Annotated in this window: 23 protein-coding genes and 3 tRNA genes; 11 read left to right on the top strand and 15 right to left on the bottom strand. The window is 62.9% G+C overall.

Going from position 1 to position 26,938, the window contains the following annotated elements; all coding sequences use genetic code 11:
• Positions 1-137: 137 nt before the first annotated feature.
• A complete protein-coding gene (locus BLU39_RS14950) occupies positions 138-1,034 on the bottom strand; it encodes a LysR family transcriptional regulator (RefSeq protein ID WP_092714707.1) in 897 nt (298 codons plus the stop codon).
• Positions 1,035-1,213: 179 nt separating this feature from the next.
• Here BLU39_RS14950 and fur point away from each other — a divergent pair, with 179 nt between their 5' ends.
• From fur to BLU39_RS14915, 7 genes are all read left to right on the top strand, one after another.
• Positions 1,214-1,651 carry a ferric iron uptake transcriptional regulator gene (gene fur, locus BLU39_RS14945; RefSeq protein WP_092714282.1) on the top strand — a complete coding sequence of 146 codons (438 nt, stop codon included), beginning with the start codon at positions 1,214-1,216 and terminating at the stop codon, positions 1,649-1,651.
• A gap of 69 nt (positions 1,652-1,720) precedes the next feature.
• Positions 1,721-2,086, top strand: a complete 366-nt coding sequence (locus tag BLU39_RS14940; protein ID WP_092714280.1) for a MerR family transcriptional regulator — start codon at positions 1,721-1,723, stop codon at positions 2,084-2,086.
• 59 nt (positions 2,087-2,145) lie between these two features.
• The gene (locus BLU39_RS14935; protein WP_092714277.1) at positions 2,146-2,736 is read left to right on the top strand and encodes an NAD(P)H-dependent oxidoreductase; all 591 of its coding nucleotides are present in this window, start codon (positions 2,146-2,148) and stop codon (positions 2,734-2,736) included.
• Positions 2,737-2,908: 172 nt separating this feature from the next.
• Positions 2,909-4,123 carry a SpoIIE family protein phosphatase gene (locus tag BLU39_RS14930; protein ID WP_175539318.1) on the top strand — a complete coding sequence of 405 codons (1,215 nt, stop codon included), beginning with the start codon at positions 2,909-2,911 and terminating at the stop codon, positions 4,121-4,123.
• 65 nt (positions 4,124-4,188) lie between these two features.
• The gene (locus BLU39_RS14925; RefSeq protein WP_034756676.1) at positions 4,189-4,746 is read left to right on the top strand and encodes a SiaB family protein kinase; all 558 of its coding nucleotides are present in this window, start codon (positions 4,189-4,191) and stop codon (positions 4,744-4,746) included.
• Positions 4,747-4,768: 22 nt separating this feature from the next.
• The gene (locus BLU39_RS14920) at positions 4,769-5,167 is read left to right on the top strand and encodes a DUF1987 domain-containing protein (RefSeq protein WP_092714272.1); all 399 of its coding nucleotides are present in this window, start codon (positions 4,769-4,771) and stop codon (positions 5,165-5,167) included.
• A gap of 3 nt (positions 5,168-5,170) precedes the next feature.
• Positions 5,171-5,911, top strand: coding sequence for a GGDEF domain-containing protein (locus BLU39_RS14915; RefSeq protein ID WP_092714270.1), 741 nt, complete (start codon positions 5,171-5,173; stop codon positions 5,909-5,911).
• 14 nt (positions 5,912-5,925) lie between these two features.
• Here BLU39_RS14915 and BLU39_RS14910 read toward each other — a convergent pair whose 3' ends face one another.
• Both BLU39_RS14910 and BLU39_RS14905 read right to left on the bottom strand, forming a co-directional pair.
• On the bottom strand, positions 5,926-6,639 hold the full coding sequence (locus BLU39_RS14910; RefSeq protein ID WP_232731138.1) for a substrate-binding periplasmic protein: 714 nt from the start codon (positions 6,637-6,639) through the stop codon (positions 5,926-5,928).
• 189 nt (positions 6,640-6,828) lie between these two features.
• Positions 6,829-7,707: a LysR family transcriptional regulator gene (locus tag BLU39_RS14905; protein WP_092714267.1), complete on the bottom strand. Its 879-nt coding sequence runs from the start codon at positions 7,705-7,707 to the stop codon at positions 6,829-6,831.
• Positions 7,708-7,851: 144 nt separating this feature from the next.
• Here BLU39_RS14905 and BLU39_RS14900 point away from each other — a divergent pair, with 144 nt between their 5' ends.
• Together BLU39_RS14900 and BLU39_RS14895 are read left to right on the top strand one after the other, a co-directional pair.
• Positions 7,852-8,277, top strand: coding sequence for a VOC family protein (locus BLU39_RS14900; RefSeq protein WP_092714265.1), 426 nt, complete (start codon positions 7,852-7,854; stop codon positions 8,275-8,277).
• Between the two features lie 59 nt (positions 8,278-8,336).
• Positions 8,337-9,605: a cation:dicarboxylate symporter family transporter gene (locus tag BLU39_RS14895; protein WP_092714263.1), complete on the top strand. Its 1,269-nt coding sequence runs from the start codon at positions 8,337-8,339 to the stop codon at positions 9,603-9,605.
• Positions 9,606-9,693: 88 nt separating this feature from the next.
• Here the strand turns inward: BLU39_RS14895 and BLU39_RS14890 are convergent.
• The 8 genes from BLU39_RS14890 to BLU39_RS14850 all read right to left on the bottom strand — a co-directional run bounded on the left by BLU39_RS14890 (position 9,694) and on the right by BLU39_RS14850 (position 21,479).
• Positions 9,694-9,789, bottom strand: a tRNA-Sec gene (locus tag BLU39_RS14890).
• A 12-nt stretch (positions 9,790-9,801) separates the two neighbouring features.
• Entirely contained in the window at positions 9,802-11,757 is a 1,956-nt protein-coding gene (gene selB / locus BLU39_RS14885; RefSeq protein ID WP_092714261.1) for a selenocysteine-specific translation elongation factor, read from the bottom strand.
• Complete coding sequence (gene selA / locus BLU39_RS14880) at positions 11,754-13,163, bottom strand: L-seryl-tRNA(Sec) selenium transferase (RefSeq protein ID WP_092714259.1); 1,410 nt, start codon at positions 13,161-13,163, stop codon at positions 11,754-11,756. Before selA ends, selB begins: the two co-directional genes overlap by 4 nt.
• Positions 13,160-14,209 (bottom strand): formate dehydrogenase accessory protein FdhE, encoded by a 1,050-nt coding sequence (gene fdhE, locus BLU39_RS14875; RefSeq protein ID WP_092714257.1) that lies wholly within the window; start codon positions 14,207-14,209, stop codon positions 13,160-13,162. Before fdhE ends, selA begins: the two co-directional genes overlap by 4 nt.
• A 174-nt stretch (positions 14,210-14,383) precedes the next feature.
• Entirely contained in the window at positions 14,384-15,055 is a 672-nt protein-coding gene (locus tag BLU39_RS14870) for a formate dehydrogenase subunit gamma (RefSeq protein WP_092714255.1), read from the bottom strand.
• Positions 15,045-15,965, bottom strand: coding sequence for a formate dehydrogenase subunit beta (fdxH, locus tag BLU39_RS14865; protein ID WP_092714253.1), 921 nt, complete (start codon positions 15,963-15,965; stop codon positions 15,045-15,047). Before fdxH ends, BLU39_RS14870 begins: the two co-directional genes overlap by 11 nt.
• Before the next feature lie 13 nt (positions 15,966-15,978).
• Complete coding sequence (fdnG, locus tag BLU39_RS14860) at positions 15,979-19,050, bottom strand: formate dehydrogenase-N subunit alpha (protein ID WP_100427711.1); 3,072 nt, start codon at positions 19,048-19,050, stop codon at positions 15,979-15,981.
• 278 nt (positions 19,051-19,328) lie between these two features.
• On the bottom strand, positions 19,329-21,479 hold the full coding sequence (locus tag BLU39_RS14850) for a TonB-dependent receptor (RefSeq protein ID WP_092714247.1): 2,151 nt from the start codon (positions 21,477-21,479) through the stop codon (positions 19,329-19,331).
• 382 nt (positions 21,480-21,861) lie between these two features.
• Between BLU39_RS14850 and BLU39_RS14845 the strand changes: the two genes are divergently transcribed.
• Positions 21,862-23,577 (top strand): methyl-accepting chemotaxis protein, encoded by a 1,716-nt coding sequence (locus BLU39_RS14845; protein WP_092714245.1) that lies wholly within the window; start codon positions 21,862-21,864, stop codon positions 23,575-23,577.
• Positions 23,578-23,602: 25 nt separating this feature from the next.
• On the opposite strand, the gene BLU39_RS14840 is transcribed toward BLU39_RS14845, so the two are convergent.
• The gene (locus BLU39_RS14840; RefSeq protein ID WP_092714242.1) at positions 23,603-24,055 is read right to left on the bottom strand and encodes a hypothetical protein; all 453 of its coding nucleotides are present in this window, start codon (positions 24,053-24,055) and stop codon (positions 23,603-23,605) included.
• Between the two features lie 33 nt (positions 24,056-24,088).
• Positions 24,089-25,576 (bottom strand): SulP family inorganic anion transporter, encoded by a 1,488-nt coding sequence (locus BLU39_RS14835; RefSeq protein ID WP_092714240.1) that lies wholly within the window; start codon positions 25,574-25,576, stop codon positions 24,089-24,091.
• A 458-nt stretch (positions 25,577-26,034) separates the two neighbouring features.
• Between BLU39_RS14835 and BLU39_RS14830 the strand changes: the two genes are divergently transcribed.
• Complete coding sequence (locus tag BLU39_RS14830) at positions 26,035-26,589, top strand: inclusion body family protein (protein ID WP_092714238.1); 555 nt, start codon at positions 26,035-26,037, stop codon at positions 26,587-26,589.
• Between the two features lie 151 nt (positions 26,590-26,740).
• Here the strand turns inward: BLU39_RS14830 and BLU39_RS14825 are convergent.
• Both BLU39_RS14825 and BLU39_RS14820 read right to left on the bottom strand, forming a co-directional pair.
• Positions 26,741-26,814 (bottom strand) — tRNA-Cys (locus BLU39_RS14825).
• 42 nt (positions 26,815-26,856) lie between these two features.
• Positions 26,857-26,932 (bottom strand) — tRNA-Gly (locus BLU39_RS14820).
• Positions 26,933-26,938 lie beyond the last annotated feature (6 nt).

The following is a 26,938-nucleotide window of genomic DNA, read 5'->3' as shown; positions in this document are numbered from 1 at the left end:
CTCTTTTTGTCGTTAAGTAACGCTGCGAAGTCTAAGAGTGCAGTGCAACAAAAACTTTGATCCACATCAAATAGTGCTAGATGGCATCAACAGAGGGATTTTTTCCTTTGCCCAGGTCAAGAAAATGCGGCAGCGCGTCAATTCGCTTCGGCAAACAGGCCGGCGACCCAGTCGGCAAACACGCGCACGCGCGGCGACAGTTGCCGGTGATGGGGATACAGCACGGAGACAGGCAAGGGATCGGGACGCATTTCGGCCAGCACTTCCACCAGTTCGCCCGCCGCCAGCGCCGACTCCAGGTGATAACGGGGCGCCTGGATCAGACCCATGCCCGCGCGGCAGCAGGCGTGATACGCGTCCGCATTGTTGACGGACAGCGTGCCCGGCAAGGCCACGCTGTGGCGCTGGCCATCCACCTTGAAATCGAAAGGCCAGACCTTGCCCGTCTGGGCGGAAAAAAAATTGACGGCGCGGTGGCCCGCCAGTTGCGCCAGATTCTCCGGCGTGCCGTGCCTGGCCAGGTAGGCGGGACTGGCGCACGTTACCTGGTCCAGCAGCGCCACCCGGCGCGCCACCATCGACGAGTCGCCCAATTCCCCCGCGCGCAGCACGCAATCGACGCCTTCGCGCACCAGGTCGACGAGGCGGTCGCCCATGCCGATTTCCAGCTCGATCAGCGGGTAGCGGGCGCAGAACCGGTCCAGCACGGGCATGACGAAATGCATGGCCAGGGTCGCGTGCAAGTCGACGCGCAACTTGCCGGCCGGCTGCCGCGCCGCCGAACTGAACACGGCTTCCGTTTCTTCCAGGTCCGCCAGCAGGCGCACGCAGCGCTGGTAATACGCCTCGCCATCGGGCGTGGGCGTCACTTGCCGCGTGGTCCTCTGCAGCAAGCGCACGCGCAGCCGCGCTTCGAGTTGCTTGATCGCATGCGTGACGGTCGCCTTCGGATAGCCGAGGTCATGCGCGGCCCGCGTGAAACTGCGCAACTCGACAATGCGCGTAAATATCCGCATCGCATCAAATCTATCCATGCCCTGCTCCATTGTTATTCATTACTGCACAGTACGGCGATTTTACCGTGCACTCTGCAAAAGTGGATATCAGAAGCAACAGCAAGTCTGACGCACACCATACAAATGAGAATAGTAATGATTATCATTTGCGATATAATGAATGACCTCGCTAGACGACTACAAAAGGAATGGGAGACATGGATATATTGAGGGAACTGCGTGAATCGGGCTTGAAAGTGACCATCCCCCGCTTGCGGATTCTGCAGCTGTTTCAAGAAGGGGGCATCAAGCACCTGAGTGCGGACGATGTCTACAAGCTCTTGCTGGCCGAAAAGATCGACGTGGGCCTGGCCACCATCTACCGCGTGCTGATGCAGTTTGCCGAAGCGGGCATTTTGTTTCGCCGCCACTTCGAATCGGGCCACGCCGTCTTCGAACTGAACGAAGGCCAGCACCATGACCACCTGGTTTGCACCGGTTGCGGCAAGGTTGATGAATTCGTCGATGAAGGGATCGAGCTGCGCCAGAACGAAATCGCCGCCGAACGGGGCTTCGTGCTGCACGAGCACGCGCTGTCGCTGTACGGCACCTGCGCCGAGTGCACGGCCAAGAAAATCCCGCCGCGCCGGGTCTGAGGGTGCATCGGGTATCTGGGTGCCGCTGCCTTGCGGTAAGATTCGCCCAAGCTTGAAAAAGGATCGCCCATGTACATCGGAGAAATCGCCCGCCTGGCGGGCACCTCGCCCAAAGCCTTGCGCCACTATGAAGCGCTGGGCTTGCTGGGCGACGTGCGCCGCTCGGGCGCCTATCGCGTCTACACGCAGCAAGACCTGGCGCAAGTCAAACTGATACGCCAGGCGCAGGTGCTGGGCTTCCGCCTGGCCGAACTGCTGCCCGTCCTGGCCGGCGACGACACGGACTGGGCCGCCCTGTCGCAGCACATCGCCGCCAAGCGCGCGCAGGTGCGGCAGGATATCGCCCGCCTGCGCCAGCTCGACGCGCAACTGGCCGACATCGGCACGGAAATCGGCGACTGCCTGGCGCGCCAGCGTCTGCAAGAGGCCGCTTGACTCTGCCACTAGGGGCAGGCTTTAGCATGCAAGCTCTTCTTTAACGGACAGCCTGCATCATGACCAAGACGACACCCAAGCGCATTTTGATACTCCTCGGCCACCCGTCCAGCGACAGCTTTTGCGCCGCCCTGGCCGAGGCCTACGCCGCCACGGCCCGCAACGCAGGCCACACCGTGCGCGAACTGCGCCTGGGCCAGCTGGACTTCGACCAGAACCTGCACGAGGGCTACCGCCAGGTGCAGCCGCTGGAAGCGGACTTGCTGGCGGCGCAGGAAGCCATCAACTGGGCCGAACACCTGGTGTTCGCCTACCCGATCTGGTGGGGCGGCGCGCCGGCCCTGCTGAAAGGCTTCGTCGACCGCGTCTTCCTGCCGGGCTTTGCCTTCAAGTATCGCCCGGGCAAGGCCTTCCCGGCACAGCTGCTGAAGGGCCGCACGGCCCAGCTGCTGGTGGCGATGGATACGCCGCCCTGGTATTTCCGCTGGGTCTACCACATGCCCGGCATCCACCAGCTGCGCAAGACGACGCTGGAATTTTGCGGCGTCAAGCCCGTCAGGGTGGCCAGTTTCGGCCCCATGATCGATTCCACCGAAGCGCAGCGCGCGCGCTGGCTGGAACAGGCGCAGGCGCTGGCCCGGCGCCTGTAACTTGCTTGCCATGCAGCCATCTTGCATACGGTTTTGACAAGCTCGTAATCAAGCCGTCATATTCAAAGGCTACCATGATGATATTGCCTGTTTGTCAGTCGCCTTGCTCTCGCGACAACAAGGGTCCGATCGTCATCTAAAGGTAGCCGCTGTGGAGTTCAACGCTTCTCGATTGCATCTTCCCCGTTTTCGCACGTCCGTGGCAGCCGACCTGTGCATTCCCACGGAATCCGTGCAGGCCGACGCCAGCAATTTCGCCGTGCTGGAACTGTTCACGGAACGGCGCGATATGATGAGCCTGCCCGTCACGGAGCAGCACAAACCCATCGGCTTGATCAGCCGTAACATCTTCATGTCGCAGATGTCCAAGCCCTTCTATCACGAGGTGTATGGCAAGAAGAGCTGCATCGCCTTCATGGACAAGGAGCCGCTGATCGTCGATGGCGCCATGAGCATCGAAGACCTCACCTTCCGCGCCGTCGAAGCGGGCGAGAAGGCGCTGGCCGACGGTTTCATCATCACCGAGGATGGCGCGCTGGCTGGCGTGGGTTTCGGCTTGCAGCTGATGAACGTGGTGGCCACCATGCAGGCGGAAAAGAACCGGCAGATCATGCACAGCATCGATTACGCCAGCGTGATCCAGCGCGCCCGGCTGCGCACCTCCGATGCGGAACTGCGCGCCACCCTGCCCGACGCGCATCTGGAATGGCAGCCGCGCGACGTCGTCGGCGGCGACTTCTACTTTTTCGAACGCCATGCGGGCGGCTGGTTCGCCGCCATCGCCGACTGCACGGGCCACGGCGTGCCGGGCGCCTTCATGACCCTGATCGCCTCGTCGGCCCTGAGCCAGGCACTGCGCGAACTGGGGCCGCATGATCCGGCGGCCCTGATCGGCGCCGTCAGCCGCGCCATCAAGACCCTGCTGGGCCAGGATGCGGGCGGCGGCGAAGCCGCCGGCCACGCGGGCTCGAACGACGGCATGGATTGCGCCTTTTTGTGCTACGACACGGCCAGCGCCAGCCTGCGTTTCGCGGGGGCGAAACTGGCGCTGCACGTGGTGGCGCCGGGTGAAGAGGCCGTGCGCGCCATCGACGGCGCGCGCATGGGCGTGGGCTATGTCGACACGCCGGCCGGCTACTGCTGGCACAACGAGACGCTGGCCATACCCCCCGGCAGCCTGCTGTTCCTCACCACCGACGGCTTGCTCGACCAGATCGGCGGCGCGCGCGACATCGCCTACGGCAAGCGGCGCATGCGCGAGCAGCTGCTGGCGCGGCGCGACGCTCCCGCCGGCGCGGTGGCGGCGGCGCTGCTGCAGGACAGTGCCGCGTGGCAGGGAGCGCAGCCGCGCCGCGACGACCTGACCTTTTTCTGTTTCCGCCTGTAGTTTTGGCCCCATCGAGCCACCTTATCAACAAGACACCGGGTCACCGGCTAGCCAGGAGCACGGACGTGCTGTACGAAGAATTCAACGAGTTTTGGGATGTGGCGCGCAAGCGCAACATCATCTTTTTTTACGTGGGCTATTTCTCGCAGCACGTGGTGAACGCCATTTCCGAAACCATCAAGGCGCGCCTCGATACGGCCGGCGCGGCCGGGCCCACGCGGCGGCGCATCTTTTCCTCGTTCATCGAGATGTCGCAAAACATCATGCACTATTCCGCCGACAGCCTGACGCCCGACGCGCAGCTGGACCAGCAGATGCGGCGCGGCTCGTTTTGCATCGGCACGCGCGGCGACAGCTTTTTTCTGCTGTGCGCCAACCCCGTCTCGACGGACAACGTGGCGCAGATCCGCGCCCGCCTGGAGCCGCTGCACACCATGACGATGGAGGAAATCCGCCTGGCCTATAAAAAGGCCCTGCGCGAGGAAGCGCCGGCCGACAGCAAGGGCGCGGGCCTGGGTTTTCTCACCATGGCGCGCGACGCCAGCGAGCCGCTGGAATTCGAATTCGTCCAGGATCCCCAGGAACCGGGCCACACCATCTTCTGCATCAAAGCCATCATTTGAAAGAGCCGACTCAGGAAAGCATATGCAATTACCGTCACCACTGTTCATCGCCGCGACCCCGAGTTCGCCCGAAATCGACTTCCGTTTCGAGCAGCACACCCTGTCGATCAAGGGCGAGTCGTATCCGGAAAACGCGGCCGCCTTCTATGGCCCGCTGATCGCCTCCGTGCGCGCCTACCTGGAAGGCTGCCGCGAAGCGGCCATCACCGTCAACGTCTCGCTGGCCTACTTCAACAGCTCGAGCACGAAGATGCTGTTTACCCTGTTCGACACCCTGAACCAGGCAGCCATCGATGGCAACCATGTGCGCCTGAACTGGTACCACGACGAGGACGACGACACCATCCTGGAATTCGGCGAGGAACTGCAGCAGGATTTCACGGCGCTGGACTTCCACGACCATCCCGTGCAAGGCAGCTAGGGCATGCGCGCCGCCCTCTCCGAGTCCGGCCTGGAGCCCGACCTGTTCACCGTGGAAGCGGCGGCGCTGGCCGCCGCCCGCCGCATGCACGCCGACGCCAACGCCTCGGGCGCGGAACAGCGGCGCGTGCTCGGTGAGCTGATCATCCACTACGAACGGCTGATGCGCGAGACGCGGCGCCTGATCGGCCGCAGCGACCGCGCCGAGCGCGACATGCATCTGCTGAACCGCCAATTGCAAACCCTGGCCGGCCAGCTCGAATACCGCGCCACGCACGATCCGCTGACGGGCGCCCTGAACCGTGGCGCCGTGATCGACCACGCGTCGCGCTGCCTGGCGCAGGGCGACATGGCGCTGATCGTGCTCGATATCGACCTGTTCAAGCAGGTCAACGACGACTTCGGCCACCCGGCCGGCGACGGCGTGATCCAGGCCGTGGTTGACTGTCTGAAAGGGTTGCTGGGACAGGAGACGGCCATCGGCCGGGTCGGCGGCGAAGAGTTTTCCGTCGTCTGGCCCACCTCCTCGCGCGACGACGCGGCGCAAGTGGCGCAGCGCATCTGCGACACCGTCGGGCGCCAGCGCCATGCGGCGCCCATCACGCGCGCCATCACCGTCAGCGTGGGCCTGAGCTGGAACCGCGCCGGCACCCCTTTCGAGACGGCCTACAGCCACGCGGACCAGGCCCTGTACCAGGCCAAGCGCGAAGGACGCAACTGCGTGCGCCAGTGGCTGGAAAGCTGAATCAGCGCACTGAATCAGCGCAGCTGTTCGCGCGCCATGCTGCCGTCGCGGCGCATGGCCGCCGCCGCCCGCTGCATGGCCGCCACCTGCGCCTCGGGCAGTTGCTTGTTGCAGGCCAGGTAGGTCTGCACGCGGTTGAAAGTCAGCAGCGGCACCACCTTGCCCGCCCATTCCTTGCCCACAAATGGCTTGCTGCCCACGGCCATGCCCACGGCCCACAGGTCGATGCGCCCCAGCAGCAGCTTTTGCGGATTGAGCCACTCCTGCGTCACGGGCGCCACGGTCATGCCGCGCTGGCGCAGGTAGTCGTCGCGCGCGTCGCCGAGCACCGTGCCGATCACCAGGCCGCGTGCATCGGCCAGCGTGTGTAGTGTGAGGTGTCGCTCGGCCAGGCCGTAGAGTATCCATTCCGCTTCGTTGAGGGGGCCGATCCAGCGAAATTGCGCTTCGCGCTCCTGCGTGCGGCTGGTGGAATAGATGCAGGTGTCGGGCTCGCGCAGCGCCTGCGCATACGCGCGCTTCCACGGCAGCAGCTCGATGCTGTAGGAAACACCGGCGCGCGCCATGATGTCGCGCACCTTGAGCGTTTCGCGTCCCACGACGACATTGCCTTCCATCATGCTCGAGGGCGGCAAATGCTCGCCGACGATGCGCACGTCGGCCGCCGCGGCCAGCGCCGGCATCAGCAGCGCCACTGCCAGCAGCCGCGCCATGCTTGCTTGTTTCATGCTTGCTTTCTTCTGCCACAGGATTCCAGCCGATGTTACCACCGGCCCGCAGTTATGCCGGAATAGAAACTGGAATCGCCCCGTCATTCGTATCAAAAGCACGGGATTCTCATCGAGTGTGTTGCGGATTGGTGTCGAAACGACCTGTCGCCAGGAACAAGCCGCTACCTGACCTGCCTCCTCCCGGCTTCAGTCGGCGGTGGTCCCGTGGACATGTTTTGCCACCAGCTCCGCCAGCATGCGCGCGGGAGCGCTCAGGCTTGCCTGGGAGCGGCGTACCAGGCCGATATCGCGATGGAAGGTGTGCGGCCCCAGGTCGACAACGCGTACTGCCGCCGGCCATCGCCGGTGGGCGGCAGTCTGCGGCAGCAAGGCGACGCCGACGCGATTGGCCACCAGCTTGACGATCGCATCGAGTTCGTCGACTTCGCACACTTCGCGCAAGGGCAAATGCATTTTCCGCAGGAAGCGGTCGACCTGGCGCCCGCCGAACGAGGCGCGGTCATAGCGGACGAAAGGCTGCTGCGACAGCAACTCCACCCAGTCGTCGCCGGGCACGTCCCGTGGCACGATCAAACGGAACGGTTCGCGCGCCAGCGTGGTCCAGCGCAAATCGCTCTGCAGTGCGAAAGGCGGGCGAATGATGAGCGCCATGTCGATTTCACCGGCATCGACCATGTTCAGCAGCTCCATGGACAAGCCGGGCAAAACGCGCGTGCGGCAATCGGGCAAGCGCTGGTGCAGGGTGGCCAGGGCATCCGGCAGGAAGGAGCGCTGTACCGAGGCGATGGCGCCTATGGTCACTTTGGCGGCGGGCGCGCCGGCGCTGGCGGAGCCCAGGTTGTCGTACAGGCGCAGCAACTCCTGGGATTGCTCCAGTATCTGCTGTCCCATCTTGTTGAGCCGGGCCGAGCGCCCCGCGCGGTCGAACAGCGACAAGCCCAGTTCAGCCTGCAGGCGCTGCATCTGCGCGCTGACCGCCGCTTGCGTCAGGCCGATCTTGTCGCCGGCTGCCGCAAACGTGCCCTCGCGCGCGACCGAGACCAGGGTTTTGAGTTCTCGTATCATTCATCAATCCTGTTTGTGTTTATGGAAAAAATATATTGATTATTTTTTCCATTGCGAGATTCTACAATACTTGAGCCGCGGCATGGACTTCCTCGCACATTGCTGAACGGCGGCATCCATCACACACCAACAGGAGACTTCCACATGAACCTTTCCCCCTTTCACCTCGCCATTCCCGTCTACGACTTGCCGGCCGCACGCCGCTTTTACGGCGACATTTTTGGTCTTGAAGAGGGCCGATCAAGCGTGCAATGGGTGGACTACAACTTCTTCGGCCATCAACTGGTCATCCATGAACACCCGAAGACGGCCTCCCAGGAACACGTGCATTCGAATCCCGTCGACGGGCATGATGTGCCGGTGCCGCACTTCGGCGTCGTGCTCGGCTGGAACGAATGGGAGGCATTGGCCGCGCGCCTGAAAACCTTCGGCACGAAGTTCGCCATCGAGCCTTACATCCGCTTCAAGGGCCAGGTGGGCGAGCAGGCCACCATGTTCCTGTTTGATCCGTGCGGCAACGCCCTGGAATTCAAGGCCTTCCAGAACATCGATCAGCTGTTCGCCAAGTGATACCGGCGGCACGGGTCTCGGCCCGTGTCCAATTGCCATACAATAAAATGGGGACAGGCATGAAACGGATTTCTTTGGTTGCACAAATCGCCATGGGCTTGGGTCTTGGCGTACTGGTCGGGTGGTATTTCAACACGCATCCCCTGCACCAGGAATGGGCAAGCACGCAAGTGCTCAAGCCCCTGGGCGATATTTTCATCAGGATGATGAAGATGGTCGTGGTGCCGCTGGTATTTTGCTGCATGGTGCTGGGCATCGCCGGCGGCGACAACAAATCGTTCGGCCGCATGGGGCTCAAATCGATCGCCTATTTTTTCGCCATCACGAGCGTGGCCATCGTCGTCGGCTTGTTGCTGGCCAATTTATTCCAGCCCGGCACGGGGACCGATATTTCGGGCATGGTCCATGGCGCCACCGCCGTCAGGATGGAGCCGCCCAAAGGCGCGCTGCTCATCGTGCAGAACATTGTCCCGGAAAATATTTTCGTGGCCCTGTCGGAAGGGAAATTGCTGTCGATACTATTCTTTGCCGTGCTGTTCGGCCTGTCCCTCAATTCCCTGCCCCAGGCAAGGAGCGCGCCGGTCCTGGCAGTCCTGCAAGGCATGCTCGATACCATGTTCAAGGTGGTGCGCATCGTGATGGCCTATGCGCCGATAGGCGTGTTCGGCATGATAGGCGCGACCGTCTGCAGTTTCGGCTTCGCTTCGCTGCTGCCGCTGTTAAAGCTGATCGGCGTGGTGTACCTGGCGCTGCTGCTGTTTGCGCTGCTGGTGCTCGGCGGCATCTGCTACCTGATCGGCGAAAACATCTTCAGGCTGATACGCTATTTCAAGGATGAATTGCTGCTGGCCTTTTCAAGCGCGGCATCGGCTGCCGTCATGCCGCAGTTGATGGAAAAGCTGGAAGCCTATGGCGTACCGCGCCGCATCGTCAGCTTCGTCGTCCCTGTCGGCTACGCCTTCAACCTGGATGGAGCAGCCATTTTCCTCGGCGTGGCGACCATCTTCATCGCGCAGTTGTACGGCGTCGACCTCACGGTGGCGCAACAGGCCATGCTGGTGATCACCATGGTGCTGACGTCGAAAGGCGCGGCCGGCGTGCCGGGCTTTGCCATCATCATCCTTTCCGCCACGCTTGCCTCGGCCGGACTGCCGCTGGAAGGCGTGGCCCTGATCGCCGGCATTTTCCGGATCATCGACAGCGGCACGACGACCCTCAACGTGCTCGGCAACGCCGTCGCGCCGCTGGTCATCGCGCGCTGGGAAAAAGAGGCTTTGCTTCAGCCGCCGCACTTGCCGGTACAGGCTCGCACCTGCCCTGCCAAATAGAACAAGCGAAGCGGACGCCAGCGCCGCCTGCGCGACCGCCCGGGATGGCGCTGGATACTGGATATGCGACGAATGGGAAGAAAATAACTGGCGGAAAACAGTAGGAGTCGAACCTACGGGAGAACGTCTGACGCCCTCCACCGGGTTTGAAGCCCGGCCACATCACCGGATGAGTGTGCTTTCCGCGGTGCCTGAGCTAGCTGTTGGGCAAGGCCGCGGTGCCGGACCACAGCGCTTGCGGGCGTAATAGATGCCCATTGCCAACACGGCGAGTATAACCGACGCGGTCGAAGAATTCCAGAACCTGGATCGCCCGCTTGCGGCCCAGGCCGCTGGCGTCGCGGAAGGTGGCCGCGCCGACGGCGCCGGAACCGGGCGCCAGGCCGTCGTCCGTCTCCGCTTTTTCGGTCAGGGTGCGCACCAGTTGCGCCAGCTCGGCCAGCGCCGCCTGATGATAGAACAGGTCGTGCACCACCTGGCTGATCTGGCCTGCCTTGGCAAGTTTGCGCAAGAGCCTGCGCGTCTCGTCCTCGGCCAGGCCGAATTCGCGCGCCAGGTCGCGCGTCCACGGCGGATCGGCTCGCCCCTGCTCCAGCGCGGCCAGCAAGGGGTCGGCCACCGCCTGTTCCTGCGGCGTGAGTTCCACGCTGTGCGTCGGCAAGTGCAGGCTAGCGCCGCGCGCGAGGATCTCGCCTTGCGCCAGCAAGCCTGCGACCAGATGGCTCCACAAGGCGTCTTCCATCTCCGCGTCGACGATGCGTTTGAGCCGCCACAATTCCGGCCCCGCCTCGTCGGGGGCGCGCGCGTGGAAGACTTCCAGTGCGGCCAGCACGCGCTGTTCCAGCGCTGCCTGCGCGGGCGGCGCCAGCAGCAAGGCGTCGTCGCCGCGCAGGGCGATGCGCCGCGTGTCGGGCGGCAGCGCGATGGCCGCCGCCGGCAGCAGGGACAGGCGCACGAGCAGCGACTCGCGCAGCCCCAGCGGGCTTTGCGCCAGCAGGGCGGCATAGTCGCCGTGCGCGACAAACGCGGCCAGCGCGGCCAGCCACGCCAGCCTGGCCGGGCTGCGGCGCTTGCGCGCGGGACCGAACGGGTCGAGCACCATGCCGCCGCCCACCGTCTGCGTCGCTTGCGCATTGCGCACGACGAAGCGGTCGCCCGGCACGCCGTGCATGGGGGCGTCGAACACCAGCTGTACTCTGCCCGTCTGCCCCGGCGAGAGCGTCTCGCCATCGAGCATGACGGCGCGCGCCAGCTGGTGCGCCGCGCCCAGGTGCACGTGCAGCGGCGACCAGGCTTTCAGCTGCACGCCGGCGTCGGGCAGCAAGGTCAGTTCCACGTCGAGGCGCTCGGAACACTGCGCCAGTTCGGGCGCGACGAGCCAGTTGCCCCGCTCGATGCGCTCGCGGTCGATGCCGGCCAGGTTCAGCGCCAGGCGCTGGCCCGCCATGCCCGTTTCGGCCGCGCGGTTCTGCGCATGAATGCTGCGCACGCGCGCCGGCGCGCCGCCGGGCGCCAGTTGCAGCATGTCGCCCACCTGGGCGCGTCCCGCCAGCGCCGTGCCGGTGACGATGGTGCCCTGCCCCGACAAGGTAAACACGCGGTCCACGCCGAGGCGGAACAAGCGCCGCTCGTCGCGTGGCGGCAGGCTGCGCGCCACTTGCGCCAGGTGCGCCAGCAAGGCGGCCACGCCGGGATCGTTGTCACGATGGGCGGCCGTGAGGAAGACGAGACTGCCCGCCAGCGGCGTACCGGCCAGCAGCGCCTCGATCTCAAGCCCCACCTGCGCCACGCGCACGCCGTCGGCGCGGTCGATCTTGGTCAGCGCCACGGCGCCGCGCGTCACACCGAGCAGCTGCAAGATGGCCAGGTGCTCGTGCGTCTGCGGCATGATGCCGTCGTCGGCCGCCACCACGAGCAGGGCGAAGTCGATGCCCGTCACGCCGGACGCCATGGTGCGGATGAATTTTTCGTGGCCCGGCACGTCGATCACGCCCAGCACCGTGCCGTCCGCCAGCGGCAGATAGGCGTAACCGAGTTCGATCGAAATGCCGCGCGCCTGCTCCTCCTTCAGGCGGTCCGTGTGCACGCCCGTCAATGCGCGCGTCAGGGTCGTCTTGCCATGGTCGATATGGCCTGCCGTGCCGACGATCATGCGGACAACTCGGCAAGCTGCGCGACGAAGGGCGCCTCGTGCGCCGCTTCCAGGCAGCGCAAATCGAGCCACAAGGTGTCTTGCCCGATGCGCCCGATCACGGGGCATGGCAAGGCGCGCAAGCGCTGTTCCAGCACGCCCAGGGGATTGCTCAGGCGCGAGCCGGCGGTGCTGCGGATGGCCAGGCCAAAGCTGGGCAGCTGGTCGACGGGCAAGGCGCCGCTGCCGATCTGGCTTTTCATGGATTCGGCCGTCACCACGTACTGTTTGCCCAGCGCGCCTTGCAGCAGCGGCAGCAGGGTTTGCGCCTGCGCGCGCATGGCGCAAGCGGGACGCGTCAGCAAACGCAGGGTGGTCAGGCGTTCGGCCAGCAAGTCCGGCGCGCGGTACAGCTGCAGCACGGGAGCCAGTGCGGCCAGGGTCAGCTTGCCGACCCGCAGTGCGCGTTTCAATGGATTGCGCTTGATCTTCGCGATCAGGTCGGCCCGCCCCACGATGACGCCGCATTGCGGGCCGCCCAGCAGTTTGTCGCCGCTGAACGTCACCAGGTCGGCGCCCGCCTCGATGGTTTCGCGCACCGTCGTTTCATGCGGCAAGCCATACTGCGCCAGATCAACCAGGGTGCCGCTGCCCAGGTCCACGGCCGTCGGCACGCCGTGCCTGGATGCCAGCGGCACCAGTTCGTCGAGCTCCACGCTTTTCGTAAAACCCGTGATCGCGTAATTGCTGCAATGGACCTTCATCAAGAGGGCCGTGTTCTCGTTCACGCCATGCGCGTAATCGGCCAGGTGCGTGCGGTTGGTGCTGCCCACTTCACGCAGCACGGCGCCCGCGCGCGTCATGACGTCGGGGATGCGGAAGGCGCCGCCGATTTCCACCAGTTCGCCGCGCGAGACGACGACCTCTTTATTTTGCGCCAGGGTATTGAGCATCAGCAGCACGGCGGCCGCGTTGTTGTTGACGATGGTGGCCGCTTCGGCGCCCGTCAGTTCGCGCAGCAGTTCCTCGACCAGGTCGTCGCGGTCGCCGCGCTTGCCCGTTTCCAGGTCGAATTCCAGGTTCATCGGCCACTGCAGCGCTTCCACCACGGCTTGCACGGCCGTATCGGGCAGCAGCGCGCGGCCCAGGTTCGTGTGCAGCACGGTGCCCGTCAGGTTGAAGACGGCGCGCAGCTGCGTGCGCGCTTGCGCTTGCAGCCGTTCGTCCATTTGCGCGACGATGACGGCGATCGATGCGCCCTCTTCGCACACTGCGCCGGCCAGCATGGCCGTGCGCAGTTCGGCCAGCACGGCGCGCGCGCAGGCCAGGGTCTGCACGCGGCCGTAATGCGCAATCAGGTCCAGGCAAGCCGCGTCGCCCAGGATGCGGTCGACCGACGGCAGGCGCACGGTTTGCCCCGTCGTCATGACGGCTGGCCTTCGCTGCTTTTACCCAGCCACAGCAGCGGATTGCCGCTGGCGCGCTGGTAGCCCGCTTCGCCCACCAGCAGGTCGAGCATCAGGCTGGCCAGGTCGTCGGCCAGGGGCTCGACGTTGTAATCGTGCTCCTGGTTGAAGACTTTGCGATACGTATGGCAGTCGTCGCAGGTTTCCGCGCGCGCCACCTTCTTCGGATCGTTGGCCTTGTTGGGCAGCTTGTCGTCCTTCGCCGTCACGGGGTCGAACGGTTTTGCGTCGGCCGCGTCCAGGCCCTGGTAAGCGATCTTGCCATTCTGTTCGCAGGTCGAGCACTTCACGCGCACCATATGCCATTCGCTTTCGCAAATGCCGCAGTGCAGGTAGCGGTATCCCTGCGACTGGCCGCCGATGCGGATCACGCTGGCAACGGGGTGCGAACCGCAGACGGGGCACAGGGTGCCCGTTTCCAGGTCCGGCACGCGCGCGGCGCGCAGTTCGCTGGCCGACACCGACCACAGAATTTGCAGGGCGGCCGCGACGAATGGCGCATGCATGGGATTGAGGTTGTCGCCGTTTTCATCGAGCACGGCATCGGCGCAGGCGTCCAGCGCGTCCACGTCGAGCGCGCGCAGCTGGGCCAGCACCTGGGTCAGGCCGCCGGACAAGGCCGGCTGGCTTGCGGCCGTGGTGGCCAGTTCATCGAGCAGGCTGGCGAAAATGTCGCGCCAGACGGGTGGACGGGCGCCGCTGACGGGCAGCACCGGCATGCGGTGCTGGATGGCGCGGCGCAGCGCGTCAGGGTCGGCGGCAGGCACGGCGCCGGGCGCCAGTTTTCCCACCACGGCCGCTTGCGCGTCGGCCAGCGCGGCCATCAGCACCAGGTAGCCCTGCATGCCCGCATCGACGGGGATGCCCTTGATGTTACCCTGCGCCAGTTCGCGCAAGCGCAAGGCGCGCGCCGTAAACAGGCTGCCAGGCTGCGGCAGCAGCAGGCGCGGAATCGCGTTGTGGTCCAGGCCTTCGATTTCGCCTGGCTGAAGTATGCGTTGTACCAATGGAGTTTTCCCATCAAAAAAGGCAAGGCAAAGCCAGCGGAGTTGGCTGTGCTGTAAAGTATTTTAATCGATAAAAAGAAAGGGGCCAGTCCTGGGGGACTGGCCCTGGCATACGAAAACGCCGGCGGCGGAGCATGTCGGCTTACGCGAAGCTAAGCCGACCTACCCTGCTGCCTACTTTCTCGTATTACGCACCACCGATTCAAACCACTTCGGATGGTGCTTGCGCGCCCAGCCGTAGGTGACGGTGCCGCGCACCATGGCGCCGATCGAGCCCTTGACCCACAGGGCCGCGTAGATGTGCACGATGATGGCGCAGATGATGGCGAACGCGCACACGGCGTGCAGCAAGGCGGCAAAGCGCACCACGTCGATCGGGAAATAGAACGCGAAATACGCGCGCCAGATCACGACGCCCGACAGCAGCAAGCCGATCATGCTGGCCAGCAGCACGAAAAACAGGATCTTCTGGCCGGCATTGTATTTGCCGATCTTCGGAAGCTTTTCTTCGCGGTTGTGGAGCACGTCGTCCATCTGTTTGAGCCACTGCTTGTCGCCGTCCTCGAACTTGTTATGGTGCCAGAACCGCACCACGAGGATCGCGAACGAGACGAACATCACCAGGCCGGCGAACGGATGCAAAATGCGCGTCCATTGCCCGCCGCCGAACAGGTTCGCCAGCCACGCCATCGACGGATGGAACATGGCCAGGCCGGACAGCGCCAGCATGACGAAGGCGATGGCCGTGACCCAGTGATTCGTGCGCTCGTTGGGGTTGTAGCGTTCGATCAAGGGATTGCCATCCTTGTCGCGCAGCTTGCCATCGTGATGTTCACTAGGATTCATGCTGTTCCTCCTTGATGCGCTTGGCCTCTTCCAGCGCTTCGTGCTCTTCGTCCTTGCTTACTTCGTTCGGACCGACACGCGTGTAATGGAACAGGCCTGCCAGGGCCGTGGCGGCCATGCCGGCCACTGCCAGCGGCTTGGACCAGCCCTTCCAGAAGCCCACCATCGGGCTGATGCGCGGGCGTTCCGGCAAGTTCGAATACAGCTTCGGCTTGTCGGCATGGTGCAGCACGTACATCACGTGCGTGCCGCCCACGCCCAGCGGATCGTACAGGCCCGCATTCTCGAAACCGCGCGACTTCAGGTCGACGATGCGCTCTTCCGCATGGACCTTCATGTCTTCCTTGGTGCCAAAGACGATGGCGCCCGTCGGGCAGGTTTTCACGCAGGCCGGTTCCTGGCCCACGGCCACGCGGTCCGAGCAGAGCGTGCACTTGTAGGCGCGGTCGTCCTTTTTCGAAATGCGGGGCACGTCGAAAGGACAGCCGGCCACGCAGTAGCCGCAGCCGATGCAGTTTTCCTGGTGGAAGTCGACGATGCCGTTCGTGTATTGCACGATGGCGCCCGGCGCCGGACAGGCCTTCAGGCAGCCCGGGTCCTCGCAGTGCATGCAGCCATCCTTGCGGATCAGCCACTCGAGGTTGCCGTCGTTGCTTTCGTGTTCGGCAAAACGCATCACCGTCCACGATTGCGGCGTCAGGTCCGTCGGATTGTCGTAGGTGCCATGGTTTTCGCCGACTTCGTCACGCAGGTCGTTCCATTCCATGCACGCCGTCTGGCAAGCCTTGCAGCCGATGCATTTCGACACATCGATCAGCTTGGCCACCGTGCCCGTCACCGGGCTACGCGCTTGCGGCGGCGTCACCGTGGTGGCGGACAGGCGCCGGATATCCAAAGATTGCAGTGCCATTATCGATCTCCCATCATGCTTTTTCCACCTTCACGAGGAAGGACTTGAATTCCGGTGTCTGCGAATTCGCATCCCCCACGCCCGGTGTCAGGGAATTAATCAGATACCCCGGCTTGGCCACGCCCGTAAAGCCCCAGTGCAGCGGCAGGCCCACGGTATGCACCTGCTTGCCTTCGATCTTCAAGGCCTTGATGCGCTTGGTGACGACGGCCTTGGCGATGATGTGGCCGCGCTTGGACGTGACGCGTACCTTGCCGCCGGCAACGACGCCGATGCTGGCCGCCAGTTCCTCGCCGATTTCCACGAACTGTTCCGGCTGGATGATGGCATTCAGACGTGCATGCTTGGTCCAGTAATGGAAATGCTCGGTCAAACGGTAGCTGGTCGCCACATGCGGGTATTCCTCATGCGTGCCGAACAGCTTGCGGTCCTCGGCAAACACGCGCGCGGCCGGATTGCTGGTCGCGGTCGGGTTTTTCGGATGCATGGGGTTGTAGCCGAGCGGATTTTCAAACGGCTCGTAATGCTCGGGGAACGGTCCTTCAGCCATGGCGCCGCGCGCAAAGAAGCGCGCCACGCCCTCGCCCAGCATGATGAACGGACCCATGCCGTTTTCCGGCGGTTCGTCGGCCTTGAAGTCGGGAATGTCGGCCCCGCTCCAGTTCGTGCCATTCCACTCGATGAGCTTGCGGGTCGGATCGAACGCCTTGCCCTTCAAGTCGCACGAGGCGCGGTTGTACAGCACGCGGCGGTTCGCCGGCCATGCCCAGGCCCAGCCCAACGTCTGGCCAATGCCGGTCGGGTCGCTATTGTCGCGCCGTCCCATCTGGTTGCCCGCCTGCGTCCAGCTGCCGGCGAAGATCCAGCAACCGCTCGTGGTCGTGCCATCGTCGCGCAATTGCGCAAACGAGGCCAGCTGCTCGCCCTTTTTCACCAGCAGCTTGGTCGGATCTTTCGGATCGTACAAGTCGGCCAGCGCCTTGCCGTTGAATTCGCGGGCGATTTCTTCGGGCTGCGGGTTATGCGGCTGCGCATAATTCCACGTCAGGTTGAGAATCGGATCGGGGAACTTGCCGCCCTCTTTCTTGTACATGGCACGCATGCGCAGGAACAGGCCCGACATGATCTCCAGGTCGCTGCGCGCCTGGCCCGGCGGTTCGGCCGCCTGCCAGTGCCACTGCAAGACGCGCGAGGAACTGACGAGCGAGCCGCGTTCTTCGGCGAAGCAGCTGGTCGGCAGGCGGAACACTTCCGTCATGATCTTGGTGGGATCGACTTCGTGGAACTCGCCATGCGGACGCCAGAATTCGCCCGTTTCCACGGCCAGCGGGTCCATGATGACGAGGAACTTCAGCTTCGACAGCGCTTCCGTGACCTTCTGCTTGTTCGGCGCGGACGCCAGCACATTGAAGCCCTGGCAGATATAGCCCGTCATCTTGCCTTGATGCATGTTCTCGATGGCTTGCATCAAGTCATACGGCTTGTCGAGTTTCGGCAGGTAGTCGTAGGCGTAGTTGTTGTCCGCCGTGGCAAAGTCGCCCCACCACGTCTTCATGAAGCTGACGTGGAATTTGCGGTAATTGCTCCAGTAGCTGAGCTGGTTCGGCCGCAGCGGCTTGGTGGCGCGCGCGGCGATATAGCCATCGAAGTCCTGCTCGCCCTCGTTCGGCAAGGTCATGTAACCTGGCAACAAGTTCGACATCAGGCCCAGGTCGGTCAAGCCCTGGATGTTCGAGTGGCCGCGCAAGGCGTTCATGCCGCCGCCGGCGATGCCCATATTGCCCAGCAACAGCTGCACCATGGCGCCCGTGCGGATGGTTTGCGCACCGGTCGAGTGGTGCGTCCAGCCCAGCGCGTACAGGATGGTACCGGCGCGTCCCGGCACGGCGGTCGAAGCCAGGGCTTCCGCCACCTTGTGGAACTTGTCGGCCGACACGCCGCACGTACGTTCGACCATCTCGGTCGTGTAGCGCGAGTAGTGCTTCTTCATCATCTGGTAGACGCAGCGCGGGTGCTCCAGGGTCGGATCGACCTTGGCATAGCCGTCTTCGCCGATCTCGTAATCCCAGGTGGCCTTGTCGGTGTACTTGCCTTTTTCCTTGTCGAAACCCGAGAACAGGCCGTCCTCGAACGCATAGTCCTCGCGCACGATGAAGGGCATGTCCGTGTAGTTGCGCACGTACTCATGCTGGATCTTGTCGTTCGTCAGCAGATAATTGATGATCGCGCCGAGGAAGACGATGTCCGTGCCGGTACGCGTGGCGCAGTAGTAATCTGCCACGGATGCGGTACGGGTAAAACGCGGATCGACAACGATCAGCTTGGCCTTGTTATGCGCCTTCGCTTCCGTTACCCATTTGAATCCGCAAGGATGTGCTTCTGCTGCATTGCCGCCCATGACCAGGATCACGTCGGCATTCTTGATATCGACCCAATGATTCGTCATCGCGCCACGGCCAAACGTCGGGGCAAGACCTGCCACCGTCGGTCCGTGTCATACACGCGCCTGATTATCAAAGGTCAGCATCCCCATGCTGCGCACTGTCTTGTGGGTCAGATACCCCACCTCGTTGCTGCCGGCGGACGCGGCAAGCATGCCGGTGGAGAGCCAGCGGTTGACGGTCTTGCCGTCGGCATTCTTTTCGATCAGGTTGGCGTCACGGTCATCCTTCATCAGGCGCGCGATCTTGTCGAGCGCCGCATCCCAGGAGATCGGTTGCCATTCCGTGCCGCCCGGTGCGCGGTATTCGGGCACTTTCAGGCGGTTCGGGCTGTGGATGAAGTCGACCAGGCTGGCGCCTTTCGGGCACAGGGTGCCGCGGTTCACCGGGTGATCGGCGTCGCCTTCCACGTGGATGATGCTGGAGACGGCATTTTTCGCGCCATCGCCCAGTCCATACAGCAGAACGCCGCAGCCAACGGAACAGTAAGGACAGGTATTGCGGGTCTCGGTCGTGCGAGCCAGCTTGTATTGCCTGACCTCAGCCAACGCCTGCCCCGGTGCGAAACCGAGCAAGGCGAGGCTGGAGCCAGCAATCGTGGCGCCAGTTACCCGAAGGAACTGGCGCCTGGATATCTGAACCATATCAGACCTCTATGATGTGAGTAAATAAAAAGTCATACGGCGTCGTGGTCGTGTCATATCACCAAGATATAAGCACCATGCCTGTGCCGTATGACATCATTTTACCCCTCAAACCAAATGAAGGCTCAGTCCGCTGGAGAAAATTGCCTTTAGTCAATATTAATTTGACGATAGCGAATGTTCCCTCTAATCAACGCCAGCCTGCCCGGCGAACTTGCACATCGCTAGCCACCATGAAAAAACCCGCTCGCAAGCGGGTTTTTTGGGGGGGGTGAAAATTACAGGCTGTAGCGCAAGGTCAGCGCCACGTTGCGCGGCGCGCCCGGCAAGCTCAGGTTCGGACTGGAACCGTGGCCCGACACGATGTAGCGCGTGTCGCCGATATTGTTGACGTTCAGCTGCACTTCATAGCGGCCCGTGCGGTACGCGGCCATGGCGTCGGCCGTCACGTAGCCTGGCAGCACGACGGTGTTGCCCGGATTGGCGAAGCGGCTGCCGACGGCATTCGCGCCGCCGCCCACCGTGAAGCCGTGACCCAGGTCTTTCGTCAGCCACAGGTTGGCCGTATTGCGCGCCGTCAGGGTGGCGCGCTTGCCCTTGATGGCGACGGCGCTGGCCGTCGTCGTGCCCGGCACATTGACGCTGCGGTCGACGGCGATGGAATCCGTGATGGTGGCGTCCAGGTAAGCATAGCCGGCCATCATCTTCCAGCCATCGTGCAAGTCCGCATTGAAGGTCAGTTCCAGGCCATCCGTACGCTGCGTGCCGACGGGCACGATGCGGTTCGTGATCGGGTCGCTGGTCTTGATATTGTCGCGCTCCAGGCGGAACAGCGACACGGTGGCGTTGGCGCGGCCGCCCCACAGGTCGTACTTGGCGCCCACTTCCGTGTTGCGCGTGGTTTCCGGCGACAAGTCGGCATTATTCGCGGCCAGGGCGAAGTTTTCGCCGCTCGGCTGGAACGAGCGGCTCCACGACGCGTAGTACGATTGCACGGCGCTCGGTTGCCAGACGAGCCCGGCGCGCGGGCTGTAGGCCGAATCCGTGCGCGACAGGTCCGCCGTCGTCACGCCAAGCGCATTGGCCAGGCGCGACTGCTGTTTGTAGCGGTCGTAGCGCAGGCCGGCCAGCGCCTTCCACTCGTCGCTGAAGCTGATGGCGTCCTGCACGTAGGCGGCGGACGTATCGTAGGTACCGAAGGTATCGCTGCGCGCGCCCAGCTTGCTGCGGTTGACCTGCGGCAGGACGGGATGGAAGATCGATACGTTCGTTGCCACGACGGTCGAGGCCCAGCTCGACGCATCCTTGTTTTGCTTGCCGAACTCGGCGCCGTACAGCACTTCATGGCGCACCGTGCCCGTGACCAGCTTTTGCGTCAGTTCCGTCTGGTTGAACCAGCCGCTCTCGTCGCGGTTCAGCTTGGCGTGGCCCAGGCTCATCGTGCCCTTGACTTCATTGACGTTGCCGGAAATATTCGTGTTGTTGCGGTCGAGGTGATAGTCGTAATAACGGAAGGCATTGCGCAGCGACAAGCTATCGCTGAACTTGTGCGTCAGGGTGGCGGCCGTGGAGACGACGCGCGACTGGCTGAAGTCCGCGTCGCGGGCGTTCGCGGCGCCAAAATAGGTGCGCGCATCGACGGCGACGGGACGGCCGTGATAGGACGGGATGCCGAAGTCCGTCAGGCGGCGGTCTTCCAGGTAATCACCCTGCAGCAGCAATTTGGTGGCGCTGGACAGGCGGATGGCCACGGAAGGCGACAGCGCCGTGCGGTTGATGAATTGCTGGTCGCGGTAGCTGTCCGACAATTCGCGCGCGCCCGTGAAGCGCCAGTCCACCGTCTCGCCCACGCGGCCCACGTCGACTTCGCCGCGGCGCCCTTTCGTGTTCGTCAGGCTCAGCGCCAGGTCCGTGATATCGATACCTGGCTTCTTGGTGATGCGGTTGACCAGGCCGCCCGAGGAACCGCGGCCGTACAGCACGGCGGCCGGACCCTTGATCACTTCCAGGCGCTCGACGTTCGACAGGTCGCGGAAGTACAGCGCGTCATCGCGGAAGCCGTCGACGAACTGGTCGCCGATGGCCGTGAAGCCGCGGATGAATACCTGGTCGCGCTGGCCGTCGCCCGTGGACAGGCCCACGCCCGGGATGTTCTTCATGATGTCCTGAATCGACATGGCGTTCTGGTCGCGGATGACGGCGGCCGGCACCACGTTGATCGTCTGTGGCACGTCGCGCAAGGCCATTTCCGTCTTGGTGCCGCTGGCCGAGGTGGCGGCGACATAGCCATCCTTGTCCTTCGACGCCGTCACGGTGACGGCGGGCAAGCTTTCCTGCGCCCAGGCCGCCAATGGCGTGGCGCCCAAGGTCAAGGCGCCCAGTACGGCGATGGTGATCGGTTTGAATCCTGGTGTGCGACGTTGCTGCATACAATTCCCTGGTCGATGTTTTAATACGAATGATTATCATTAGTATTTTATCAGCCCTAAAGGGGAAAAGTAAGGATGAATGTAAGTGATAGTACTTATGGACTAGGGACTTGATGTAAAAAAGCAACATGAAATTAATATCAAAAAATAATTAAAATTGCTTTGAAAAACTATTTCTCTGCGTCAATGCTATACTTGCGGCTTGCTGGGCTACGGTCAGTCTGACCGGCAAGCCCCTTGCTTCACCTCCAACGCCACGCTCAGCGCGGCGCGCCGCACAGCCATCATGCGGCACCCGAAGACCCCGATCCCCTGCGCCTTGCGGCGCCTGTCCGCCCCTGCTGGCGGCGGCGATCATGACTATTAAACTGTTAGGAATTACATGAAAAACCTGAACATCGGCAGCCGACTTGGCGTCGGCTTTGCTGTCGTATTGCTGTTGCTTGCCGCCTTGACCGTCACCGCCCTCGTGCGCATGCAAACGGCCAGCGACCTGACTTACCGCCTCATCAATACCAGCATCAAGAACCAGCGCATGGTGGCCGAGTGGTCCAAGATCATTGAACTCAACAGCGTGCGCGGCGTCGCCTCGTTCGAGATCACCGATCCTGTCGTGCGCGCCAAGATCGAGGAAGACTTGAAGGTCGATGCGGAACGTTCCAGCAAGCTGCAGGACGACATCGTCGCCTCCCTGCTCAACCCGGCCGTGATCGAGCAATTCAAGGTCGTGCGCAAGGTGCGCACCGACTATGTGACGACGCGCGCGCGCGCCTTCAAGATGAAGGCCGACGGCGACATGGCGGGCGCCAAAGTCGTGTTCGACAAGGAAGTCGCGCCGATCACCGTGGCTTACCTGGCCGAAGTCAAACGCTTCGCCACCATGCAGATCAAGGCGGCCGACGGCGTCGGCAACAGCATCATCGAAGCCTACAGCGGCACCCGCATCTTCCTGATCACCATGGGCGTGCTGGCCGTGCTGATGGGCATCGGCTTCGCGTGGTGGATCACGCGCTCGATCACCGGCCCCATCCGCGCTGCCGTGAAAGTGGCGGAAACCGTGGCAGCGGGCGACCTGACCAGCACCATCATTGCGCAAGGCCGCGATGAGACGGGCCAGCTGATGCATGCACTGAAAACCATGAACGACAGCCTCGTCGGCATCGTGGGCCAGGTGCGCAGCGGCACCGACACCATCGCCACGGCATCGGCCGAAATCGCCGCCGGCAACCAGGACTTGTCGTCCCGCACGGAGCAGCAAGCCAGTTCGCTGGAAGAAACGGCCTCGTCGATGGAAGAACTGACCTCGACAGTAAAACAGAACGCCGACAATGCGCGCCAGGCGAATAAACTGGCCGGCGACGCGGCCGGCATCGCCAGCCGCGGCGGCGCCGTGGTGGCCGAAGTGGTCGCCACCATGGGCGAGATCAATACTTCGTCGAAGAAGATCGTCGACATCATTTCCGTCATCGACGGCATCGCCTTCCAGACCAACATCCTGGCACTGAACGCGGCCGTGGAAGCGGCGCGCGCCGGCGAACAGGGCCGCGGCTTCGCCGTCGTGGCCACCGAGGTGCGCAACCTGGCGCAGCGCTCGGCGGCGGCGGCAAAAGAGATCAAGGGCTTGATCGACGACTCCGTGCAAAAAGTCGACGTGGGCACGGACCTGGTCGACAAGGCCGGCAAGACGATGGAAGAAATCGTGCAAAGCATCGGCTTCGTCACCTCCATCATGAGCGAGATCAGCAACGCCAGCGAAGAGCAGAGCGCGGGCATCGAGCAAGTCAACCAGGCAATTTCCGAAATGGACCAGGTGACCCAGCAAAATGCGGCGCTGGTGGAAGAAGCGTCGGCAGCGGCCGAAGCGATGCAGGAACAGGCGAGCGAACTGGCGCAGGTAGTCAGCGTCTTCCGCCTGGACGCCAATGCGGCGGCAACCGACCGTTTCAGCGTGAAAACGGCGCAGCGCAGCGCGCCGGCCACGCCGACAACTGCGGCCGCGCCAGCCCGCAAAGCCCCTGCGCCTGCCCTGCGCCTGCCCGCGACACGCGCCGGCAGCAAGGCGACGGCGCCTGCCGAAGGCGAGTGGGAAGAGTTTTAAATCTGATTCAGCAAGCCCTGCGGCATCAAGCCGCGCGGGCTTGCGCCTGGGCGATCAGTGCCGCCAGCTCGCGCGGCACGGACTGCCCCAGGAATTCCAGCGCCAGCGCCTCCGGATCGATGGCGGCATCCAGCGGCAAGCCATGCTCGAAACCGCCCACCATGGTGCGGCAGAAATGCGGCGATTCCGCCCGCGTTTCCACATACCAGCAGCCCGCATGGCCTTGCACGAAGTATTCCCCGATAAAGTAGCCGAGCATGGTTTTCACCCATTGCCAGCTCTCGTCGCGGATGACGATGGTGCGCATGGCCGCATCAATGTACGGCAGGTATTCGGCCGCATTGGTCAGCACTTCGTGCGCCGGCTGGATGCCCAGGCGCTCGACGAAATTCACCAGCGAAGCGCCCAGCGCGTCATAGTAGGCATCAAAAGCCGTCTGGCTTTGCTGCAATAATTGCTCTTGTTCGTACGACAGCATTCACACTCCACAGACATTCAACAATCATCTATTTTACGCCACGCTCACATCGACACCGGCCCGCTGCAGCAAGGCCTGGTTGCGGGCGGACAGATGCGTCACCTGCAGGTGCTTGCCCGCCCTTTCATAGCGCTCATACAGGACCTCGATGGCGGCGATGGCCGAGTGGTCGGCCATGTGCAGGTGCCGGCAATCGAGGATGACGCGGGCCGGGTCGGCCGCAGTCCGGAACAATTCCAGGAAATGCGTGGTCGAGGCGAAAAACAAGGTGCCATGCGGCAGGTAGACGCGCACGCCCGCGCCAGCGTCATCGATGTCGGCGCGCATGTCGCGCGCATGTTGCCAGGCGAAATTCAGGGCCGCAATGACGATGCCGCACAGCACGGCCAAGGCCAGGTCCGTGAACACCGTGATCACCGTCACGGCGACGATCACCAGCGCATCCTGCAGCGGCACCTTGCCCAGCACGCGCAAGGAACCCCAGGCAAACGTCTGCTGCGCCACGACGAACATCACGCCGACCAGGGCGGCCAGCGGGATGCGTTCGATCAAGGGCGACAGGAACAGGATGAATAGCAGGATCATCACACCGGCCGTCACGCCCGACAGGCGCGAGCGCCCGCCCGAACTCAGGTTGATCATCGTCTGCCCGATCATGGCGCAACCGCCCATGCCGCCAAACAGGCCCGAGACGACGTTCGATGCGCCGAGGGCGATGCATTCACGGTTCGGCTGGCCCCGCGTTTCCGTCATCTCGTCCGTGAGATTAAAGGTGAGCAAGGTTTCCAGCAGCCCCACCATGGCCATCAGCGCCGCGTACGGGAAGATGATGTGCAAGGTGGCCATGTCCAGCGGCACCGTGGGCCAATGCAGGGCCGGCAAGCCGCCCGCGATATGCGCGAGGTCGCCCAGGGTGCGCGTGGGCAGGTGCAAGAAATGACCGAGCACGCCCACGCCCAGGATGGCCACCAGCGCGGGCGGCACGGCCTTCGTGATGCGCGGCAGCACGTAGACGATGGCCATGGTGAGCAGTACCAGCGCGCTCATCACGTACAAGGGCGTGCCTTGCAGCCAAGCCTCGCCTTGCGGCGTGGCCTGGCGAAAATGTTCAAGCTGGGCCAAGGCGATGACGATGGCCAGGCCATTCACGAAGCCCAGCATCACGGGATGGGGCACCATGCGGATCAGCTTACCGAGGCGCAAGATGCCGAACAGCGCCATCAGCATGCCGCTCAGCACGACGGTCGCCAGCAGATATTGCACGCCATGCTGGGCCACCAACGCGACGATGACGACGGCCATGGAACCGGCCGCGCCCGAAATCATGCCGGGCCGCCCGCCAAAGATGGCCGTCAACGCGCAAATGATGAAGGCGCCATACAGGCCCATCAAGGGATTGAGTTGCGCCACGAGGGCAAAGGCGATGCATTCGGGCACCAGCGCGAATGAGGTGGTCAGACCCGCCAGGACGTTTTTTTGTATGTTCGAGAACCACTCGTCCCGAAAAGTTGCGTTGATCATTGATACACATCCAGGGTCGGAACAGCGAAATGCGCGCGCGATGCACAGTCATCGGGCGCAGCCATGCCAGCGGTCGTCAAAACGAAGCCATGCCGAGGTCGCACGGAGAGGAAAATCGTCGGTGACTACATGGGATTGGCGGACAGAGGAAGATTCAGCAGCGCCATGCGGCGCGGCCGAGCCTGCGGACATTATACAAGATGCAGCCGGGCCCGATGGACGCGGCGGCAGCGCGCAGCGGGAGCGGACACCGGCAAGCAAATAATGTTTCCAATAATTTTATTTCAAAATAAAAACAATTTAATTGGAATATTTTAAATAATCTCCGCCGTTTCAATTGGAGAGTATCTATTCAATTTTCTCCACTATTCTACTCAGCAGTGGTGGAGACTGTTGACCACATTAAAAAACGGGGCGTATCCGAAAAGCCAGACGAGTAGGAAAACTCAGGAGGAATCATGACCGACGCGCAATTATATGCCAGTAATATTACAATCAACATTCTCGTTGTAATAGACACCGATCTGATCATGGCCCAGCATCCACGTCAGACGAGTCCCGACCAGACCAAGCCTGTGGGCCTGGCGCATACGAGCCAGTACATGATTGCCACCGACCCGCGCGGCATCAATAGCGGGCAAGGCACGGCCGACCTGAGTTTCAAGGCCAATGTGGGCGACTTTGTCTCGTTCACCGGCGCTTCCATCTATGACAATGCCGATTCGGCCGTCATTGTCTACGGCATCAATTACTGGAATGGCGACAAGGTATTCAATACCTTTGTTTCCAATACCATTACACGCAGAAATGCGGCCGTGCCGAATACGGATTCGTCGAATGGCTTGCCGGCCGTGCAGCAATCGCGCAATTTTTCCAATTTCACGGCGCAGGTATCGAAATCGGGCACGGAAAATTTCTACGTTTATATTGCCGTATATAGCCTGAATGACGATGGCCAGACGCAAAGCCTGTATGGTTATTTTTATTGGGATCCACAGATTACTGTCGGTTAGTCATTTCCCGGAAACCCAATAAATATAAACCATTTATTTAATGACCGCCGACTGCAGCCGGCGCAGAGATACGCCGGAACCTCGCCACAAGCGAAAAAAAGCCCACCGAAGTGGGCTTTTTTATCTACGCATGTATCACATACGCTGCATCTGGAGGCGAGGACGGGAATCGAACCCGTCTAAACGGCTTTGCAGGCCGCTGCATAACCTCTTTGCTACCTCGCCAGAGGAACTGCTTGGATGCGCCTTGCGGCCCACCTTGAAAACTGGAGCGGGAGAAGAGTCTCGAACTCTCGACCTCAACCTTGGCAAGGTTGCGCTCTACCAACTGAGCTACTCCCGCATTGGA

Source organism: Janthinobacterium sp. OK676, assembly GCF_900103595.1.
In the GTDB taxonomy this organism is placed as follows: Bacteria; Pseudomonadota; Gammaproteobacteria; order Burkholderiales; family Burkholderiaceae_D; genus Janthinobacterium.
Note: the sequence above shows the minus strand (reverse complement) of the source record. Positions and strands in the feature narration are given on the sequence as shown.

Coding starts and splice junctions, on each gene's coding strand:
- BLU39_RS14950 (WP_092714707.1), bottom strand. CDS start 1,034: ATGGATAGATTTGATGCGATGCGGATATTTACGCGCATTGTCGAGTTG.
- fur (WP_092714282.1), top strand. CDS start 1,214: ATGGATATATTGAGGGAACTGCGTGAATCGGGCTTGAAAGTGACCATC.
- BLU39_RS14940 (WP_092714280.1), top strand. CDS start 1,721: ATGTACATCGGAGAAATCGCCCGCCTGGCGGGCACCTCGCCCAAAGCC.
- BLU39_RS14935 (WP_092714277.1), top strand. CDS start 2,146: ATGACCAAGACGACACCCAAGCGCATTTTGATACTCCTCGGCCACCCG.
- BLU39_RS14920 (WP_092714272.1), top strand. CDS start 4,769: ATGCAATTACCGTCACCACTGTTCATCGCCGCGACCCCGAGTTCGCCC.
- BLU39_RS14915 (WP_092714270.1), top strand. CDS start 5,171: ATGCGCGCCGCCCTCTCCGAGTCCGGCCTGGAGCCCGACCTGTTCACC.
- BLU39_RS14910 (WP_232731138.1), bottom strand. CDS start 6,639: ATGAAACAAGCAAGCATGGCGCGGCTGCTGGCAGTGGCGCTGCTGATG.
- BLU39_RS14905 (WP_092714267.1), bottom strand. CDS start 7,707: ATGATACGAGAACTCAAAACCCTGGTCTCGGTCGCGCGCGAGGGCACG.
- BLU39_RS14900 (WP_092714265.1), top strand. CDS start 7,852: ATGAACCTTTCCCCCTTTCACCTCGCCATTCCCGTCTACGACTTGCCG.
- BLU39_RS14895 (WP_092714263.1), top strand. CDS start 8,337: ATGAAACGGATTTCTTTGGTTGCACAAATCGCCATGGGCTTGGGTCTT.
- selB (WP_092714261.1), bottom strand. CDS start 11,757: ATGATCGTCGGCACGGCAGGCCATATCGACCATGGCAAGACGACCCTG.
- selA (WP_092714259.1), bottom strand. CDS start 13,163: ATGACGACGGGGCAAACCGTGCGCCTGCCGTCGGTCGACCGCATCCTG.
- BLU39_RS14870 (WP_092714255.1), bottom strand. CDS start 15,055: ATGAATCCTAGTGAACATCACGATGGCAAGCTGCGCGACAAGGATGGC.
- fdxH (WP_092714253.1), bottom strand. CDS start 15,965: ATGGCACTGCAATCTTTGGATATCCGGCGCCTGTCCGCCACCACGGTG.
- BLU39_RS14850 (WP_092714247.1), bottom strand. CDS start 21,479: ATGCAGCAACGTCGCACACCAGGATTCAAACCGATCACCATCGCCGTA.
- BLU39_RS14845 (WP_092714245.1), top strand. CDS start 21,862: ATGAAAAACCTGAACATCGGCAGCCGACTTGGCGTCGGCTTTGCTGTC.
- BLU39_RS14840 (WP_092714242.1), bottom strand. CDS start 24,055: ATGCTGTCGTACGAACAAGAGCAATTATTGCAGCAAAGCCAGACGGCT.
- BLU39_RS14835 (WP_092714240.1), bottom strand. CDS start 25,576: ATGATCAACGCAACTTTTCGGGACGAGTGGTTCTCGAACATACAAAAA.
- BLU39_RS14830 (WP_092714238.1), top strand. CDS start 26,035: ATGACCGACGCGCAATTATATGCCAGTAATATTACAATCAACATTCTC.